Origin of the sequence: Massilia genomosp. 1 (genome assembly GCF_011682185.1) — a bacterium.
In the GTDB taxonomy this organism is placed as follows: Bacteria; Pseudomonadota; Gammaproteobacteria; order Burkholderiales; family Burkholderiaceae_D; genus Telluria_A; species Telluria_A rubra.
The window spans coordinates 82,034-100,433 of sequence record NZ_WHJF01000009.1 but is presented as its reverse complement, the minus strand read 5'-3'; the positions used below and the strand labels follow the sequence as shown (position 1 = coordinate 100,433).

Below are 18,400 nucleotides of genomic sequence, written 5' to 3'. Positions count from 1 at the left end.
AGCCATCAGTCGAAGACTCCAATGTTGAGCTGTTGAACCTGGTTCAAAGGCAGATAGGTCAGGGTCAATGTGGGCGGCGCGATTGCGTCCACCCGGTACACGCCGTCGATCACCATCTTGTTAAGTACGATATAGGTCTTGTCGCCGCGCGCGAGGAACACTTCCCAGGCGCCCTCGCCCACCGCTTTGCCGATGAAGACGAACGGCAGCGGCGGCGCGCTTGGCGGCGGCGCGGGCGGCGCTGGCGTGTTGTCCACCGGCGGCGCGGCGGGCGGCGGGTTCAGGTTGCGGCTGCCGAACACGCCGGCACCGAAGGCGTCGTCGTCGCCGATCAGGGTGTCGCGCGCGGCCAGGCGCAGGATCGCAGGTTCCGCCGCTTGGGCCGGCGCGGCGACGCTACTTGCGCGCACCACGGCGGCCTTCGGCGCGCTGCGTTCGACCGCTTCGGCCAGGTCCGACCCGGGCTTGTTGTCGCCGAAGATGAGCAGGCCGGAGGCCGCCAGCGCGGCGGCGCCCATGACGAGGTGGCGCGGGTTCATTGCGGCGCTCCCGCTGCATCTTGCAGGTAAAAGGTCATGCGCACGCGCGCTTCGAGCGCCGGCTCGCCGAGGTTGTCGCGCTTGAAGCTGATTTCGTCGAGCGAGGCAAAGGGAATGGCGCGCAGCGACAGGATGGTGAACTTCCAGATGGCGCCATAGCTGCCCTTGACCGGCAAGGTCACCTGATAGGTATGCAGGCGCGCGTTGCGGTCGTACGCGGCCTTGTAGTCGCCCTGCGAGAGCGACAGGCCACTCTTGGCGGCGATGCCGAACAGGGTCTTGACCTGCTGTTCGGCGTAGCGCTTCTCGCCCAGGGTGGCATAGAACAGGGCCAGGTTTTCATTGGCGATGACGGGCGCCGGCTTGGCGAGCGGTGGCGGCGTGCGCGCCAGGCCGAGGGCGACGGCGTGGCGCTGCGCTTGCAGCGCGCCCTGCGGCAGCAGCCAGGCGACGGCCGCGCCGCCGGCCAGCAGCAGCACGCAGGCGCCGCAGAAAAACGGGCCCCGAGCGGCTACGGCCAGGCGCGCGCGCAGCGCCAGCCTGGCCAAGGTCGGCGCGCTCATGGCGCCACCCATTCGGCTTCGAGCTGGAAGCGGATTGGCTTGTTCGGGTCCTGCTCGTTGATTTCGTGGCGGATCAGGGTCACGCCGGCGAACAGTTCCTCGCGTTTGAGCAGTTCGACGTATTCGATCATGGCATCGCTGCTTTTCGCTTCGGCGGTGATTTTCAGGCTGCGTTTGCGCGCGTCCGGCTCCAGCGCCAGCATGCCGATGGCGGGCGGCGTGGCGGCGGCGATGGCGTCGTACAGGGCGCGCCACGGCAGGTTCAGTTGCAGGATGGCGGCGTTCACGCCGGCCGCCTGCGCTTCCGACATGCGCGGGCCTTGCACCACGGGCGCCACCACCAGCGGCGCGCGCGAACGCAGGCGCGCCGCGTTCAATTCGGCGCTGTCGGCGCGCTGCTGCGTTACCAGGCGAAAGCCCAGGGCGGCGGCGCCGGCGCACAGCGCCAGGCCCAGCACGGCCACGGCCCAGGCGCCGGGACCGGCGCGGTGCAAGGTGCGCCGCATGGAGGGCGGCGCGAAATCGATGCGGACCGGCTTCATGCCCGGCTCCCGGTGGCCGCCAGGCGCGCGCAGTCGGACCAGCCGGCCCCCTGCCCCTGACCCAGCAAATGGCAAGCCAGGGCCGGATGGGCGGCGCCCTTGCTCCAGGCGGCGGGCGCGTGTCCCGATACGCACAGGCGCGCCGGCACCGATAAATTGAGACGCAGCGCTTCGCGCGCCACATGCGCGGCCAGCCAGTCAAGATCGGCGCCCTCGGGCAGCGCGGCGGCGCGCACGGCGCGGATCGCCCCGTCCTCGATGGCGGCAATGGTCAGCACGCGCTGCTGCACCAGGCCATACCAGGCGCCGGCCTTGAGCGCCGCGCGCCACTGGTTAAAGCCGGCGACGAATTGCGGCGCCAGTTGCACCAGCGGCGCGCGCTGGGCGGCGCACACCTGCTCGATCAGCGCCAGCAGGTGGCGCGGCAGCGCGGCCACCAGGAACGGCTGCGCCGCATCCCAGCCGGCGGCCAGTTGCCAGGCCCCGGTCGGCTCGCCGAACAGCGTTTGAAAGCGCAGCGCGGCGGCCGCTTCCAGGTCGGCCAGGCGCGCAGCGCCCGCGGGCGGCGTCACCTGCCAGATGCGCACCAGTTCATCGGCCAGCACGATGCTGACGGGCCAGTTGGCGCTGCCGGCGCCTTCGAGCAGCAGGCGCAGGGCGCCGGCGATCGACTCGGGGTGGCTGCCGCCGTCGAAGGCCAGTTCGGCCACCAGGTCGGGCGCGCTGCCGCCAAAGCGGCTGGTTTTAAGGAGCGCGACGGCGCCGGGCGCGATGCCGACCCGCAGCGATTGTCCGAACCGTCTACGCATGCAAGGTCACCCGCTTGATTTCGGTGAGCGTGGTGGCGCCGCGCTTGACCAGGTCGAGCGCGGCCAGGCGCAGGCTGCGGGTGCCGTTGGCGTGGGCCGCGGCCTTGATCTGGCGGATCGGGCGCTTGTCGACGATCAGTTCGCGGATCTCGTCGTTCAGGGTGAGGATTTCGGCGATCGAACGACGCCCCTTGTAGCCGGTGCCACGGCAATCGCCGCAGCCCTTGCCCTGCATGAAAACATAATCAATCACGTCGGCGCGTTCCAGGTTGACGGCATCGAGTTCGGCCTCGCTCGGGGTGAATTGTTCCGCGCAGTGCGGGCAGTTCATGCGCACCAGGCGCTGCGCCCAGATGCCGTTGAGCGCCGAGACGAAGGCGTAGGGGTCGATGCCCATGTGGGTAAACCGGCCGAACACGTCGAACACGTTGTTGGCGTGGACGGTGGTGAGCACCAGGTGGCCGGTCAGGGCCGACTGCACCGCGATTTCAGCGGTTTCGCGGTCGCGGATCTCGCCGACCATGATTTTGTCGGGGTCGTGGCGCAGGATCGAGCGCAAGCCCTTGGCAAAGGTCAGGCCCTTCTTTTCGTTGACCGGAATCTGCAAGATGCCGGGCAGCTGGTATTCGACCGGGTCTTCGATGGTGATGATCTTTTCGCGCCCGTTGTGGATTTCGGTCAGGGCCGCGTACAAGGTCGTGGTCTTGCCCGAGCCGGTCGGGCCGGTCACGAGCAGCATGCCGTAGGCTTCCTGCGCCAGCATGCGCAAGGACACCAGCGAGGCCGCGTCGAAACCGAGCGCCTCCAGGGTGAGCGCGCCGTAGGCTTCGATCATGGCGCGCTTGTCGAGAATACGGATCACCGCGTCCTCGCCGTGAATGCTGGGCATGATGGACACGCGCAGGTCGATTTCGCGTCCGCCCGATTCGACCCGGAAGCTGCCGTCCTGCGGCACGCGGCGTTCGGCGATATCGAGTTCGGCCAGCACTTTCAGGCGCGAGATGATGTGCTCGGCCACTTCGACGCCGCCGACCGAGGTGGCGTGATCGAGCACGCCGTCGACCCGGTACTTGACGGCCAGGCCGCCGGCGGTGCTTTCGAGGTGAATATCGGAGGCGCCGGCCTTGAGCGCGTCGTACAGGGTCGAGTTGACCAGCTTGACAGCCGGGCTGGCGGCCTCGGACACCGAGGCGAACGACAGCACGGCGGCGGTCTTGCCGTCGCGCCGGGCGTCGCCCACATTGGCCACCAGGGTGTCGACCGCGCGCGCCGATTCTTCCTGCTTGGACAGGTAAGCCTGGATATCGGCTTGCAGCGCCAGGCGCACATGCAGCGGCGCGGCGGGCGTGGCGCGCGCGCGGGTGCTCAACCAGGTTTGCAGGTCGACGTCGAACGGATCGGCGATCACGCCCAGCACCTGGCCGCCGGGCTCGCGCAGCAGCACGCAGTGGCGCGCCAGCGCCTGCGCCAGCGGCAGCAGGTCGAACGCGGTCGCGCAGCTGAGCATCTCGGCCGTTTCCATCACCGTCAAGCCAAACGGGTCGGCCAGGGCCTGGACGATCTGGCGCGCATCCAGGCCGCTGGCCGCTTCCAGTTCGGCCACCAGCGGGCGCTGCGTCTGCAGGCTGCGCGCGCGGGCGGCGGCCAGCAGGCTTGGATCGAGGACAAGGGAAATACTCAAGACATGTCTCCGGCCAGGTCGAAAATCGGCATATACAGCAGCACCACAATGGCGCCGACAACGAGTCCGATGGCGGCCATCAGCAAGGGTTCGAAAGTGCGGGTGAAGCGGTCGATCCAGCGGCTGATTTCGCCGTCGTAAAAGGCCGCCGACTGGGTCAGCATCGGCCCCATGTCGCCGGTGCGCTCGCCGACCCGCAGCATGCGCAGCGAAATCGGGGTGGTCAGGCTGTTCGCCTCGAACGCGCTGGAGAGCGGCAGGCCGGACTCGATGCTGATGCGCGCCGCGCCCAAGGAAGCGCGCATCGAACTCGACACCATGGCCTGCACGGTATCGATGGCGTTGACGATGGTGATGCCGCCTTCGCTGAGCATGCCGAGCGTGAGGTACAGGCGCGAGAGTTCGTATATGCGCACCCGTTCGCCGATGCCGGGCAGGCGCGTGACCAGGCGCGCCAGGCCGCCGTTGCGGGCCAGGCGGCGCCACAGCAGCACCAGCGCGCCCGCCAGCACGGCCAGGCCGCCCAGCAGCACGCTGGTGTGGCCGCTGGCGAACTGGCCCCAGCCGAGCAGCATCTGCGACATCCACGGCAGGTTGCGTCCGGCGCCCTGGTAGACCTCGGCAAAGCGCGGCACCACGTAGGTAATCAGGAACATGCTCACGCCGCCGCCGACCAGCAGCAGGATCATCGGATAAATGGCGGCGCTGACGATCTTGCTGCGCACCACGTCGATGCGCTGCTGGTAATCGATGTAGCGCGCAAGCGAACGCGGCAGGTCGCTGGTGCCTTCGGCGGCGCGCACGATGCCGATGTAGAGCGGCGAAAACAGGTCGGGCTGGTCGGCCAGCACGCTGGAAAAGCGCTTGCCTTCGCGCAAGCCGCCGAGCAGGCGTTCGAGCACGCTGCGGGTCGAGACGCTGGTTTCTTTTTCGAGCAGGGCTTCGAGCGCTTCGACGATGCCGAGGCCGGCCGTCAGCAAGGCCAGCAGTTCCTGGCTGAACAGCACCAGCGACAGGCCGGGGCCGCGGCTGCGGCGCAGGCCGGCGGCGCGCACCGGTTCGACCGCGCTGACGAACAGCCCGCGCGCCTCGCACTGGCGGCGGGCATCGGCCTCATCCTGGGCGTCGACCACCTGGCTGCTAATGCCCAGATCGGGCGCGAGGGTACGGACAGCAAACTGCATGAGGCCTTTGCGGAGAAAGGAAAAACTGCGGGGTCAGGAAACTACTGGGACGTGATGTCGGCGTTTTCGCCGGTGCCGCCGGGTTGGCCGTCCTTGCCGGTCGACATGATTTCGTACTCGCCCTTGGTGCCCGGCGCGCGGTACTGGTAGGGGCGGCCCCACGGGTCCTGCGGCACCGCCTTTTTCAGGTAAGGACCGTTCCATTTGGCGCCGGCGGTGGCGGGCGCGACCAGCAATGCGGCCATGCCTTCCTCGGTGGTCGGATAGCGTCCGACGTCGAGGCGGTAGGTGTCGAGCGACTTTTCGAACGCTTCGATCTGGGCCTTGGCGACCGTCACTTCGGACTTGCCGAGCTGGGCGAAATACTTCGGCCCCACGTAAGCGGCGAGCAAGCCGATGATGACGATCACGACGAGTAATTCAAGCAGGGTGAAGCCCGCGCGGCGCGTGTGCCGGGAGTGGTTGATTTTTGTTGCTGCAAACATCCGTTCGACTCCTCAATGCTCAATTTGGCGTGCAAGGCTACCATGCCGCCGACGGTTGCGACAACTATTCTTTCATAGCGGGCGCGCGGATATTTAGCATGCTTTCGAGCAAGGTTTTTCGGGGCGCGCAGGCGAAAAAAAAGCACACTCGCCGTCACCGGAAAATGTGCGATCGATGGAGGCGGGCCGTACGGCCCGCCCCGGGCGTGCCTGGCGCGCCGCTTGGCGCGTCGCCTGGCGCGCCGCTTGGCGCGTCGCTTGGCGCGTCGCCTGGCGCGTCGCCTAGCGCGCCGCCTTGCTGGTGCGACGACGCACGAAGGCAACCAGGCCCAGGCCGGTCATGACCAACAGCAGGTCGGACGGCTCTGGAACGGTGTTCGTGGTGACGGTCACGATACGGGTCGGCGTGTTGACGTCGATCTTTCCTGGAGGAGTCAGGCGGAACTCGAGCAGGTTACCGTTAGTGCCGTAATACTCGCCCGTGTTGAGGTCCACCAGCGCCACGCCGAATGTCGCGCCGAAGGCGCCCGGCATGGTTTCGAAGTCGCCATGGAATGCGACGTCGAAGCCGAACAGGCCACCGAGCTCGACATCCTGCGCCAGGTAGTTGTCCGCGCCGCTGTTAGCGAAGCTGACGGCGCCGGGAATATCGCCGTAGACACTGCCGCCACGATAGACTTCGTCCAGGAACGCGCCAGTGAAATTGCTAACATCCGCAAACGCCGAGGTGGCGGCTTTCAGGCTGTTGAAGCTGAACGTCATCGATCCGTTCTTGCCGGCAAATTTGCTGGAATCAATGGAAACGTGATAACTAGGACCCGCCCAGGCCGCCGTGGCGCCCATTGCAAAAGTAACAGCAAGCAGTGCTTTCGTGATGATTTTTTTGATATCGAACATTCTTTTTCCCTTAGAGTGAACCACTTAAAATTTTCGTGACGAAACCAACGCCTTTACGGGCGGGACTGCTGTAAACAACGGAAAGGGTGACTTGGGCGCCAACTGGTATTGTACCATTGTTAACAGTCATATATGGCTCGGTTCCCAACATTCCAGTCCGTGTAGCAACAGTTACGCCAGGAGTCAGTGAGGAAAATACAACATGGACCGGCCCGGTAATCGGCGCCTTGCTGGTGTTGGTGATGGTCAGGGTGCCGCTGTAGGTATGCTTGAAGATATCCACGCTCAAGCCGGAACCGCTGACCGCGAAACTGGACGTGACGTCGGCATAGGCCGGCGCCAGGTTCAGCGCGACCACCACCGGATCGTGGTCCGAGGAGCGGAAGGCATCATTCTTGAACAGGGCCTGGGCGGCGGCGCTCTTGGCGTCGGTGTTGTAGTCGATCACGGTCGGTTCATCCGCATTGGTATGCCATTCGGTGGCCCCGACCACCTGGGCGTCGAGCGAGGCGCTGGCCAGCGCATGGTCGAGGTAGCCGCTTTCGCCGTCGAAGACGTAGGAATAAGGAATGCCGGCCGGACGCACGAAGCGCTCGAGCTGGTTGACCAGGCCGGCCTGGTTGAGCAGGTGGATCGGATCTTCGAAGCCGTGCGCATTCATGTCGCCGATGACCAGCACGTCCGGGTCGCCCGCGCTTGCCACCACGTGCGGAATGAAGTAGCCAGCCAGGCGCTGCGCCTGCAGCACCCGGGTGGCGTTATTGCAGCTCTGGCCATCGCCCAGGTCGGCATTGGCGCCGGAACCGCAGCCGCCCTTCGACTTGAGGTGATTGACGATCACCGAGAACGTCGCGCCGTTGCCGGCCTTGAAGGTTTGCGCCATCGGCGGCCGGTTGTTGACGGCGTCGCCGTCGGACAGCGCGGCGCCGACCAGCGCCAGCCTGGCCGGCTTGTAGATCATGGCCACGCGGATCGCATCGGTGCCGGTGGCGGCCGGCTTGGGCACGTAGGCGTAGGTGTCGAAGCCGATCGCCGCGTTGAGCTGCCTGACCAGGTAGTCGACCGCGATGTCGTCGTTGTTCTGGATTTCCATCAAGCCCACCACATCGGCGTCGATGGCCTTCAGTTCAGCCACGATCTTGTCGCGCTGGCGCACGAATTCGGGCAGGTTGTCGGCGCCACGGCAGTTCGCGGCGCGCGTGGTCGAACCGACCTTGCAGCCCTGCCCCGTCCCGCCCCAGGCGTCGGCGCCGTCGAGGAAGGTGGTGAAGAAATTGAGCACGTTGGCGCTGGCCACTTTGACATTTCCCACGGGCAGTTCCGGTGCCGCCAGGCGCGGATTGCTGCGCGTAAACGATGGCGCCGCAGCCGGCTGGATCTTGAAAGCCGCGCCGCCGCCGCCGATGGCGCCGAAGTCGAGCACGCCAACGAGCTTGTCGACGGTGTCGCCGGCGCGCACCGTGCCATCCTGGCCGAGGTAAGGAATGCCCGAGCAGGCCACCACATCGGCGCACGGCGGGGTGGCGGGCGGCGGGGTGACGAACCTGCTGTCGTCGAGCACCAGCTGGTTGCCCGCGTTGGCCGCCGCCAGCGCCAGCGCCTCCGGCGTGCCCGGACGGAAGCGGTTGGTCGCGGTTTCGCGGCGCCCGACCGACAGGGTCAGCTCGCCCCGGTCGCCCAGGTAGCTGGTCTGGTTGACGGTCAGCGTATTGGTGATATTGACCAGCATCGCTTCGTAGCGCGCCAGGTCGATGCCCGGTTCGAAGGCGATATTGACTGGCGTCACGCTGTTGCCGCCGCCAAGCACATCGGTGCCAGTGACGTCCTTCATTTCAGTGTAGGTGCGCAGCGCGCCGGTCGGCTTGTACTCGACGATGGTGCCTTTCACGCGCACCAGGTCGCCCAGCGCCACGGTCGGCGCGGTGCCGGTGAAGACGAACAGGCCGTCCGAGGTGGCCGGGTCGCCGTCGCCGTTGGCATCCTGGATGAAGTAGCCGTTCGACACCTTGTGGGTGACCACGCCTTCGGTGCTCACGCTGACATTGGCGAACGGGCTGGCCGCGCCGGCGCCCTGGATTTGCGGAATCGTGGCCGCGCCCGAGACGCTGACATTGACCGGGCAAGTCGCTTCCTGGCCGGCATTGTTGGTGAAACGAATCACGAGCGGGTAACTGCCCGATGCCAGGGTCGCGCCCGCCTGCAGGTTGACGCTGGCGGACGCGCCATTCGCGCCGGCCGCCGTCAGGCTGCCCAGGCTGATGCCGGGCACGGCGCCGCTGGCGATGGCCGCGCCGTTGACGATGCTGTCTTCATCCGAGGCGCGCAGCAAGACCGCACCCGGTTTGCCCTGTTCGATGGCCAGGCTGGCCGGGCAGACGGGCACGATCGGCTTGGCTTGCGGCACGGTGGCGCCGCAGGTATTGCGCGCCGAGGCGCTGGTGCGCGGGGCCGGCGCGCCGGTGGCGAAATCGACGCTGTTATCGTCGCTATCGGCGCAGCCGCCGTTGGCGCGGAACAAGGCCAGCGCGGCCGACATGGCCGGCGCGCGCGTGCCTTCGGCGCCATTGGCGGTGCCGAAGCCGACCAGGTCGGCGATGTTATCGCCCGCCGGGGTGGCGCCGCTGAGCGTGACGGTGTCGCGCACCAGGGCCACTTTGCCGGTGGTTCCCGACATGTTAAAACCGCTTTGCGGCACGATCAGCGGGGTTGGCAGCGCCGGCTGGCCCGTGCCGCCGCTCTGCTGCTGGATCAGGATGTACTGGCCCGGCTCGACGGTGAAGGTCGGCAGGGCCGACTTGCCGCTCCAGGCGCCGGTGCTGGTGGCCGAGCCGTACTGCAGGCTCCACCCTTCGGCGGTGACCGGGGCGCTGCCGCGGTTGAAGATTTCGATGTAGTCGTGGGTAAAGAAAGTGGTGTTGGCATTGCCGCCGGCGCCGTACAACTGGCTGATCACGAGGTCGGGCGAGGCCGCCATGGCGGGAACGGCAAGACCTGCCATCAGTGCGGCCAGCACGGTAAGCCGGCCGGGAACGTGGATGGTTGCTACGGGCTTTTTCATCGAAACTTCCTGAAGGGAGTAGAGTGGAGTCGTCATTGCCATGCCGACCACGGGCGTTAGTCTTCTATGTTAGCAAAAAGTATTCTTCCATAGTAAATTTCATCATAGTTGTGATAAATGACAACATGATGACGAAGACGACTGGTGTGGATGCAATTTTCCTTACAGCGGCGGCATGCCGACGGAGCAGCTTACCCGCCGCGAAGGACAAGGCCGCTGCTCAGCGCAAGCGTGCGCGCTGGCCGGACATCAATGGTTCCAGCCGCGACAGGTCAACTGGCGCACGGTGTGGATCCCGGCCAGCTCGGCCGCGATGCCGAGTTCGCGGGCGTGCGCCCTGTCCAGGCAGGGAGAGCGCGCCCGCCCAGGCACATGCATGCTGCCATCCGACAGTTTTTTCGCCGTGATGAAGACCTCATGCGTCGGCCGGCGCTCAATAGCGCGAAGGGGCCGGGGAGCCGTCGGCGGATTTCTTCTTGTACATGACTTCCTTGTCGCCTATTCGGCCGCGCCTAAAGTTGGGGCCGATGAGCGGCTCATCGAGGGGCTCGATGACCTCCTCGTGGTCTGCGGGGGTCCCGTCGCACCAGGGGCATACGTCGACGAAATTGCGTGCTTCCATCAAGCCCGAGCCGTCGTCGTATCTGGTAAACGTTCCGGTGTTGTGGACTACCCCCGCTGACGTGCGCTGCTCGAAATGACCGTCCGGCATGAAACACACGGTATCGTAGGCGGACTGGTAGCAACCGAGCATATCCGGCAAGGGCTCGGCGCGGTCCAGGTACATGCGCAGGCCGATACACGAGGGGATCGCCAGCGCCAGCAGCCCGGCCAGGATCTTGACAATCCAGCCGAGCGTGGAGGCGACAAAACGGTTTCATGGATGGGGCGTGCCGATCTCGTGCACCGGCCCGGATTCGCCCAGCGGCTCAACGTCCATACGGCGCGGCCAGCGGTTCGCCGATGAACAGGCCCTGGGTCGGCCACGCCACGCTGCGCCAGTACGCTTCGATGGCGCTGCTGCCGCTCAGGTAATGCTTGAGCAGGATGCCGGGATGGGGAAACTTTTGCCAATGATTGCAAGGTTCGCTGACCGTGCCGTAGCTGGCCGTGGCGCCCGCTTCCAGCCAGCGCAGGCTGCTCATCTGGCTGGCGCCATGCAGGTCGCCGCCGAACGAGGTCAGGTGGTCGGCCAGCGCGCCCGGCAAAAACTTGACGCTGTCGAGCTTGTCGACCTTCGCCATGCCGGTCTGGTAGACCATGATGTCGCTCACGCCCTCAAGCGCGTCGCTGTGCAGGGTTTTGGTGCGGATTTTTTTGGCAGCGAGGTGTCCGTCGCGCGGAAACAGCTCGGCCCGCGAATTGCGCGCCGCCTGCGAGGTGACCAGGTAATACGCGGTGGCGTTCGGCACGCGGAAGCCACTGGCCACGCCACGGTCGATCAGGGCCTTGGCCTGCGCCACCGAATCGGTCGGCAGCAGCATCGACAGGCGCATGCGGAAGTCGGCCACGGGCTGGACCGAACTGGCATTGAAGTAGGCGCTGGGACGGCTGGGGGCGCAGGTATTGCCGCACTGGCCAGGGTCGAAGCCCATGGTGTAGGCGGCCGTGATGGCGTTGCAGTCAACGGCATACGGTGCGGTCCAGACCATCAGCACCGCTTCGATGCCGGGCGGAAGCTGGCTGTCGATACTGTCCTTCAGGGCTAGAAAGCGGGCGGCGTCGAGGCGCTGCGGCTTGCCGGGGATGCTCACATGGATGACGTTGGCGGCGGGAATGGCGCGCGCCTTGCGGTAATACGCGGCAATCGCCACGCTGTTCGGTTCGGCATCGTTGACGACCAGCGCCAGCTGGCTGGGGCGCAGGCGCGGCGCCGCGACGCCCTGGGCGCCGGCCTGGGCGGTGGTGGCGGCCAGGGCCAAAGTCAGGATCAGTGCTGCGCGCAGGGTCATGGAGTCGCCAGGGTCGGGTGAACGGGGCCACTTGCCCCGCAGCGCCGATTATAGCGGCTGGGCGGGCGTGACCACGAGCGGCGCCGCATCGGGCGGGCTGGCGGGACAGCCGGACGGCCGCGCCGGCTCGCAGGCCGCTTGCGCCGGGACAGGCTCGCCCTGCCCGCGCAAATGCTCGGGACGCTCCTGCGCGCGGCGCTGCATCTCGATCGAGAAGGCTTGCTCGTAGGGAACCATGCGCAGTTGCTCGGCTTCGCGCTCGGCCGCGCCGACCGCCGGCGCAGGGCGCACGGCGCCGGCGCTGGCGCTGGCGCTGACAGGAGTACTGGAAGATGATGGCAAAGGTAACTGCGAAGGCGACTGCTGCAGTGCGGAATTCGGTGCCGGCGGGATGCTGCCGCTGGTGCTGTCGACTGGCTCTCCACCGCCGCAAGCGCTCAGTGCAACGATGCCGGCGCTGACCAGCGCGTGCTTGAATACCTTAAAAAACATACTTCCTCACATCGGATAAATTCGGAGAACGGCTCGAATTCTATGCGTGGAGAAACAATTCTGCTGGGGAAATTTATTTCAGAATTTAACAAATTGCTTATTTTTATCATTTCTATGCGATGTTGACCAACTTTAGCCTAACGTAGCCGGAACATGTCTGTTAGGAAACATAAAAAATTTTCTGGAAACGTCAATTTTAGGACACGAAAAAAGCACTAAGTTGTAACTAAGTGTGTTTGGCAACATTTTGAGGCGCCGACGCGCTAGAAACCGCCGCATGGACTTTTGTTGCAACGCAGCATCCAAGTTGTCTGACAACTAATCGAACGCCCTCCTCGCGCTCGCCAATCAAAAAGGGAGCCGCGGCTCCCTTGCTTGCATTGCACCCGGCAAAGCCTAAGCGCGCTGGTAGATATCTTCGAAGCGCACGATATCGTCCTCGCCCAGGTAACTGCCCGACTGCACTTCAATGATGTGCAGCGGCAGCTTGCCCGGGTTTTCGAGACGGTGATTCATGCCGATCGGGATGTAGGTCGACTCGTTTTCGGACAGCAAACTCACTTTGTCGCCGCAGGTCACGCGCGCGGTACCGCTGACCACCACCCAGTGCTCGGCGCGGTGATGATGCATCTGCAGCGATAATTTTTCGCCCGGCTTGACGGTGATGCGCTTGACCTGGAAGCGCTCGCCCGCGTCGATGCCCTCGTAATACCCCCACGGGCGGTACACCTTGGTGTGATGCAAGTGTTCTGTGCGCTCTTTCAATTTCAGATGCTCGACGATCTGCTTGACCCGCTGCACCTGGTCCTTGTGCGCCACCAGCACCGCGTCCGGCGTTTCCACCACGACCAGGTCGGCGACGCCGACCACGGCCACGATGCGGCTCTCGGCGCGCACCAGCGAATTGCTCACGCCATCGAGGTACACATCGCCGCGCTGCACATTGCCCTGGGCGTCCGCGCCACGGCCCTGCTGCACCTGCCACAGCGCCGACCAGGAACCGACATCGCTCCAGCCGATGTCGGCCGGCACCACCACCGCATGACGGGTACGCTCCATCACGGCGTAATCGATCGAGTCCGAGGGGCAGCTGGCGAACGCCGCTTCGTCCAGGCGGCAGAAATCGAGGTCGCGGTAGCCGAGCCGCACGGCCGCTTCGGCCGCCACCGCAATGGCCGGGGCGAATTCGCCCAGCTCGCGCAGATAGCCTTCGGCGCGGAACAGGAACATGCCGCTGTTCCAGTAATAGCCGCCGTCGGCGACAAAACCTTCGGCGCTGGCGCGGTCGGGTTTCTCGACGAAACGGTCGACCTGGTAAGCGCCGCTGGCGCCGGCCGCCGGCGCGCCACGGTGGATGTAGCCGTAGCCGGTTTCGGGCGCCTGCGGCACGATGCCGAAGGTGGCCAGGGCGCCACCGGCCACCAGGGTCGCGGCCTGGGCCACCGCCTCGGCAAAGGGCAGGTTCTTGTCGATCACATGGTCGGCCGGCAGCACCAGCATGAGCGCGTCCGGATCGATGGCGCGCAGGTAATTGGCGGCCGCGGCCACCGCCGGGGCGGTGTTGCGCCCGACCGGTTCGAGCAGGATGCCGAGCGGGGTCACGCCGATTTCGCGCAGTTGCTCGGCCACCAGGAAGCGGTGCTCGTTGCCGCACACCACCAGCGGCGCCATCAGCTCGGGCCAGCCGGCCACGCGCAGGACAGTGTCTTGCAGCATGGTCTTGTCGGTCACCAGGGGCAGCAACTGCTTGGGCAGCACCGCGCGCGACAAGGGCCACAGGCGCGTTCCCGCGCCCCCGGACAGGATCACTGGGTAGATTTTCATTGCATCTCTTTCAGGTCGTTTTTATGCTGCTGTTTTTATGTGCCGCCCGGTGCTCACGCATGCCCGTACTTGAGCGCTACTTGAGCGCTACTTGAGCGCTACTTGAGCGCTACTTGAGCGCTTCCAGCGGCGCGTCGGTGCGCCGGGTAAAGCGGCGGTCGCGCGCATTGACCCACTCGTCGGACGCATACTCCGACACGTGCTTCATTTCGCCGGCCCGATCCACACTGTAATCCTTAAAGACGATCATTTCATCTAAAGTTACATCGCGCAAGACCCGTGTGTATTCGAACAACACACTGCGCACCACTTTCGCACCCGAGCAGATATGGCTGCCGTGCCCGATCCAGCTCGGCCCGATGATGGTCGCACCGGCTTCCACGCAAGCGCCCGAGCCGATGTAGACCGGCCCTTCGATGGTGGTGCCTTCCCACTCGATGCGGGTGTTCAGGCCCACCCACAGGCCGTCTTCGACCTGGATGCCGGGCACGTCCATGTGGGCGACTTCGCCCAGCAGCACGTTTTGCAGGGTCTGCCAGTAGTCGGACACGCTGCCGATGTCGATCCAGTTGAAGCCGCGCGTCTGCGCGTAGAACGGCATGCCTTCCTTGGCCAGCAGGGGAAACAGTTCGGAGCCGATGTCGAACGGCACGCCGGAGGGAATCAGGTCGATCACCTGCGGCTCGAAAATATAGATGCCGGTGCTGATGAAGTTCGACTTGGCCTCGGCTTCGGACGGCTTTTCCTGGAACTCGGTGATGCGGCCATCCTTGTCGGTGACCACCACGCCGTAGCTCGAGACCTTATCCCACGGCACTTCCTTGGTGATGACCGAGCACAGCGCGCCCTTGCGGCGGTGCTCGAACAGGGCCGACTTGAGGTCGAGGTCGATCAGGGCGTCGCCGCACAGCACGATGGTGGTGTCGTCGAAGAAGCCGCCGAATTCCTGGATCTTCTTCATGCCGCCGGCCGAGCCGATCGGCTGCGGCACGACCTCGCCCTCATCGTTGGTGTAGCCTTCGAAGGAGTAGCCGATCTGGACCCCGAACTGGTGGCCTTCGCCGAAATACTCTTCGATCTTTTCGTGCAGATAGCTGACGTTGACCATGATTTCGGTGATGCCGTACTTGGCCAGGTGCTCGACCAGGTAGGCCATCACCGGCTTGCCCAGGATCGGGATCATCGGCTTGGGCAGATCATAGGTCAGGGGACGCACACGGGTGCCTTTACCAGCGGCCAGGATCATCGCTTTCATGGAGTTCTTTCCTTGGTTTGTTCGTCGAGCACACGCTCAAACATTACTTGGGCAGGGATTGCCAGCGCCATGCGTCGGCGCACATCTGGGCCACGTCGCGCTCCGCCTTCCAGCCGAGCTCGTTTTCGGCGAGGCTGGCGTCGGCGTAGCAGGCGGCGATATCGCCGGGGCGGCGCGCCACGATCCGGTAGGGCACTTGCTTGCCGCTGGCCTGTTCGAACGCGTACACCATTTCCAGCACGCTGTTGCCGCGCCCGGTGCCAAGATTGTACGTAACAACGCCGGGACCTGTCGCCAGCTTGCTTAAGGTTTTGACATGGCCGATGGCCAGGTCGACCACGTGGATGTAATCGCGCATGCCGGTGCCGTCCGGGGTCGGATAATCGCCCCCGTACACCGACAGGAACTCGCGCCGCCCTTCGGCCACTTGCGCAATGTACGGCAGCAGGTTGTTGGGGATGCCGTTCGGCTCTTCACCGATCAAGCCGCTCTCGTGCGCGCCGACCGGGTTGAAGTAGCGCAGCAGCGCGATGCGCCAGCTCGGGTCGGCCTTGATCAGGTCGCGCAGCATGTCTTCAATGATCAGCTTGCTGCGGCCGTAGGGATTGGTGGCCGACAGCGCAAAATCTTCCTTGATCGGCACCGAGACCGGGTCGCCGTACACCGTGGCCGAGGAGCTGAACACCAGCGACTTGACGTCGTGGCGCGCCATGGCGTCGAACAGCACCAGCGAACCGGCCACGTTGTTGTCGTAGTAGCGCAGCGGCTGCGACACCGACTCGCCGACCGCCTTGAGGCCGGCGAAGTGGATCACGGCGCCAATCCGGTGCGCCTGGAAGACCGCGTCGAGGGCCGCGGCGTCGCGGATGTCGCCCTCGATGAAGGCCAGTGGCTGGCCGCTGATGCGCTGCACGCGCTCGAGCACGCTGCGCTGGCTGTTGGAGAGGTTGTCAAACGCGATCGGCTCATGGCCGGCCTTGATCAGTTCGACACAGGTATGCGAGCCGATGTAGCCAAGGCCGCCGGTAACAAGAATTTTCATGATGTGAGGCTTTCGGAAAAAAGTGAAGGCAGCCCGTGGCCGCCCTATTCGCTCTGCGGCAAAGCGCGCGCAAGGCTCATGCGATTAAACAGTAGGCCGACCGGCAACAGCACCAGTTGGTCGTCGAACTCGCCGCCGGCGGCCTGCGGATCGCGGCTCAGGGGGCGCTCGATGAAGGTGGTGATGGCGAGCGCGTTGAAGCGCTCATCGGCATTGGTGGCGGAGGCGTCGGGCTGGCGCACGCCATGCACGCTGGTGCCGCCATGCTCGCGCCCGTACGAAAACACCACGGCGGCGCCGCACTGGGTGGCCATCGAACATGCCGCCGCGCCGACCTGGCGTACCAGCCGGCCGTCGCGGCGCGTAACGATCGACTTGGTGCCGAAGGCCACGGTGGGATGGACCGGCGCCGCGCTCAGCGCCGGCGTGACGCTATAGCGCAGCAGCTTGCCCCAGCCGTCGCCGGGGGCCAGGCCCAAGCTCACCCAGGGCAGCAAGCCGCTGCAACGCTGTTCGCTGTCGCAGCGGCCGTCGAACTCGCGTCCGCCGCCGTCCTCCTGCGCCGGGCGCGGCAAGCGCCCGTTGACCAGCGCAAAGCCGATCAGCGCTTCGCGCGCCTGGGCCAGCGCGGTCGCGCTGCGCCGTTCCGGTCGCGCGCGCGTATCGGTCTTGCCGATCCCCGCCATGAGCAAGGAGGCCGCGCCCAGTCCCACCACGGCCAGCATCAGCAGCAGGGCGGCGCCGCGTTGGCGCCGCCCCGCCAGGACGCCCTTTACAGGCGCCATACCTTGATGCCGGCCTCGACCAGTGCAGCCTGGTCGAAGGCGGCCTTGACGTCGATGAAGACCCCACCCTTGATCAGCTTTTTCTGGAAGTCTTCGATCGAGGTGGCCATCAACTGGCGGTGCGAGACGGCGGCCACGATGGCGTCGGCGCGCGGCAATTCATCCCAGCCGACCAGCTTGACGCCGTATTCGTGCATCGCTTCGTCGGCGTCGGCGTACGGGTCGTGCACGAACACTTCGACGCCGTAGGTTTTCAGTTCGGTGATCACATCGGCCACCTTGGAATTGCGCAGGTCGGCGCAGTTTTCCTTGAACGTCAAGCCGAGCACGTTGACCTTGGCGCCCTTGATGTAACTGCCGGCGGCGATCATGTTCTTGATGGTGGTTTCGGCGATGAACTTGGCCATGCCGTCGTTGATGCGCCGGCCCGCCAGGATCACTTGCGGGTGGTAGCCCAGCATGTCGGCCTTGTGGGTCAGGTAGTACGGGTCCACGCCGATGCAGTGGCCGCCCACCAGGCCTGGCGAAAACTTGAGGAAGTTCCACTTGGTGCCGGCCGCTTTCAGCACTTCGGAAGTGTCGATGCCGATCTTGTCGAAGATGATGGCCAGTTCGTTCATCAGCGCGATGTTCAGGTCGCGCTGGGTGTTTTCGATCACCTTGCACGCTTCGGCGGCCTTGATGCTCGAGCAGCGATGCACGCCCGGCTTGACGATCGACTCGTACATGGTGGCCACTTTTTCCAGCGTTTCCGGGGTATCGCCGGCGACCACTTTCAGGATCGTGGTCAGCGTGTGTTCCTTGTCGCCCGGGTTGATGCGCTCCGGCGAGTAGCCGACGAAAAAGTCATCCTTCCACTTCAGGCCCGAGGCTTTTTCGAGCACGGGGATGCACACTTCTTCGGTCGCGCCCGGATACACGGTGGACTCGTAGATGACGGTGGCGCCCTTCTTCATGTGCTTGCCGACCACCTGGCTGGCGCCGATCAGCGGGCCGAAATCGGGATTGTGGGCGATGTCGACCGGGGTCGGCACGGCCACGATGATCAGGTCGGCGTCGCCCAGGCGGGCCGGATCGTTGGTGTACTCGGCATGCACGGCCGCGGCCATCTGCTCGTCCGACAATTCACGCGAGGGGTCGAGCCCGCGCCGGCAGGATTCGACTTTGGAGACCGAAATATCGAGGCCGATGGTCGGGCCCAGTTTCGCGAACTCGACAACGAGGGGGAGGCCGACGTAGCCAAGACCGATGACGCCAATTGTGCTCATAAAACTGCCTTTGAATGAATAGTG

General features: G+C 65.5%; 18 protein-coding genes. All 18 read right to left on the bottom strand.

Translation table 11 applies throughout. From position 1 onward, the window contains the following. Positions 1 to 5: 5 nt before the first annotated feature. Complete coding sequence (locus F1735_RS05580; protein ID WP_167236000.1) at positions 6 to 539, bottom strand: hypothetical protein; 534 nt, start codon at positions 537 to 539, stop codon at positions 6 to 8. After that, on the bottom strand, positions 536 to 1,102 hold the full coding sequence (locus F1735_RS05575; protein ID WP_167235999.1) for a hypothetical protein: 567 nt from the start codon (positions 1,100 to 1,102) through the stop codon (positions 536 to 538). The genes F1735_RS05580 and F1735_RS05575 overlap by 4 nt, the downstream gene beginning before the upstream one ends. After that, positions 1,099 to 1,644 carry a PilN domain-containing protein gene (locus F1735_RS05570; protein ID WP_167235998.1) on the bottom strand — a complete coding sequence of 182 codons (546 nt, stop codon included), beginning with the start codon at positions 1,642 to 1,644 and terminating at the stop codon, positions 1,099 to 1,101. Before F1735_RS05570 ends, F1735_RS05575 begins: the two co-directional genes overlap by 4 nt. Further along, a complete protein-coding gene (locus F1735_RS05565; protein ID WP_167235997.1) occupies positions 1,641 to 2,453 on the bottom strand; it encodes a hypothetical protein in 813 nt (270 codons plus the stop codon). Before F1735_RS05565 ends, F1735_RS05570 begins: the two co-directional genes overlap by 4 nt. Then, positions 2,446 to 4,134, bottom strand: coding sequence for a GspE/PulE family protein (locus F1735_RS05560; RefSeq protein WP_167235996.1), 1,689 nt, complete (start codon positions 4,132 to 4,134; stop codon positions 2,446 to 2,448). Before F1735_RS05560 ends, F1735_RS05565 begins: the two co-directional genes overlap by 8 nt. Then, positions 4,131 to 5,318, bottom strand: coding sequence for a type II secretion system F family protein (locus tag F1735_RS05555; RefSeq protein ID WP_167235995.1), 1,188 nt, complete (start codon positions 5,316 to 5,318; stop codon positions 4,131 to 4,133). The genes F1735_RS05560 and F1735_RS05555 overlap by 4 nt, the downstream gene beginning before the upstream one ends. A gap of 41 nt (positions 5,319 to 5,359) precedes the next feature. Then, complete coding sequence (gene gspG, locus F1735_RS05550) at positions 5,360 to 5,803, bottom strand: type II secretion system major pseudopilin GspG (RefSeq protein WP_167235994.1); 444 nt, start codon at positions 5,801 to 5,803, stop codon at positions 5,360 to 5,362. A gap of 282 nt (positions 5,804 to 6,085) precedes the next feature. Then, positions 6,086 to 6,700 carry an NF038129 family PEP-CTERM protein gene (locus tag F1735_RS05545; RefSeq protein WP_167235993.1) on the bottom strand — a complete coding sequence of 205 codons (615 nt, stop codon included), beginning with the start codon at positions 6,698 to 6,700 and terminating at the stop codon, positions 6,086 to 6,088. Positions 6,701 to 6,710: 10 nt separating this feature from the next. Continuing rightward, on the bottom strand, positions 6,711 to 9,758 hold the full coding sequence (locus tag F1735_RS05540; RefSeq protein WP_229505638.1) for an ExeM/NucH family extracellular endonuclease: 3,048 nt from the start codon (positions 9,756 to 9,758) through the stop codon (positions 6,711 to 6,713). A gap of 249 nt (positions 9,759 to 10,007) precedes the next feature. Continuing rightward, a complete protein-coding gene (locus F1735_RS37405) occupies positions 10,008 to 10,136 on the bottom strand; it encodes a hypothetical protein (RefSeq protein WP_267876645.1) in 129 nt (42 codons plus the stop codon). A gap of 55 nt (positions 10,137 to 10,191) precedes the next feature. After that, positions 10,192 to 10,545 carry a hypothetical protein gene (locus F1735_RS05535; protein ID WP_167235992.1) on the bottom strand — a complete coding sequence of 118 codons (354 nt, stop codon included), beginning with the start codon at positions 10,543 to 10,545 and terminating at the stop codon, positions 10,192 to 10,194. A gap of 142 nt (positions 10,546 to 10,687) precedes the next feature. Continuing rightward, positions 10,688 to 11,710 carry a TIGR03790 family protein gene (locus F1735_RS05530; RefSeq protein ID WP_167235991.1) on the bottom strand — a complete coding sequence of 341 codons (1,023 nt, stop codon included), beginning with the start codon at positions 11,708 to 11,710 and terminating at the stop codon, positions 10,688 to 10,690. A gap of 48 nt (positions 11,711 to 11,758) precedes the next feature. Next, entirely contained in the window at positions 11,759 to 12,202 is a 444-nt protein-coding gene (locus tag F1735_RS05525) for a hypothetical protein (protein ID WP_167235990.1), read from the bottom strand. Positions 12,203 to 12,598: 396 nt separating this feature from the next. After that, positions 12,599 to 14,026, bottom strand: coding sequence for a mannose-1-phosphate guanylyltransferase/mannose-6-phosphate isomerase (locus F1735_RS05520; protein WP_167235989.1), 1,428 nt, complete (start codon positions 14,024 to 14,026; stop codon positions 12,599 to 12,601). Positions 14,027 to 14,135: 109 nt separating this feature from the next. Next, positions 14,136 to 15,281 carry a sugar phosphate nucleotidyltransferase gene (locus F1735_RS05515; RefSeq protein WP_167235988.1) on the bottom strand — a complete coding sequence of 382 codons (1,146 nt, stop codon included), beginning with the start codon at positions 15,279 to 15,281 and terminating at the stop codon, positions 14,136 to 14,138. A 43-nt stretch (positions 15,282 to 15,324) separates the two neighbouring features. Further along, positions 15,325 to 16,323 (bottom strand): UDP-glucose 4-epimerase GalE, encoded by a 999-nt coding sequence (gene galE, locus F1735_RS05510; RefSeq protein WP_167235987.1) that lies wholly within the window; start codon positions 16,321 to 16,323, stop codon positions 15,325 to 15,327. 44 nt (positions 16,324 to 16,367) lie between these two features. Next, positions 16,368 to 17,108, bottom strand: coding sequence for a hypothetical protein (locus F1735_RS05505; RefSeq protein ID WP_167235986.1), 741 nt, complete (start codon positions 17,106 to 17,108; stop codon positions 16,368 to 16,370). Then, entirely contained in the window at positions 17,096 to 18,376 is a 1,281-nt protein-coding gene (locus F1735_RS05500; protein WP_167235985.1) for a nucleotide sugar dehydrogenase, read from the bottom strand. The genes F1735_RS05505 and F1735_RS05500 overlap by 13 nt, the downstream gene beginning before the upstream one ends. Between the last annotated feature and the right edge of the window lie 24 nt (positions 18,377 to 18,400).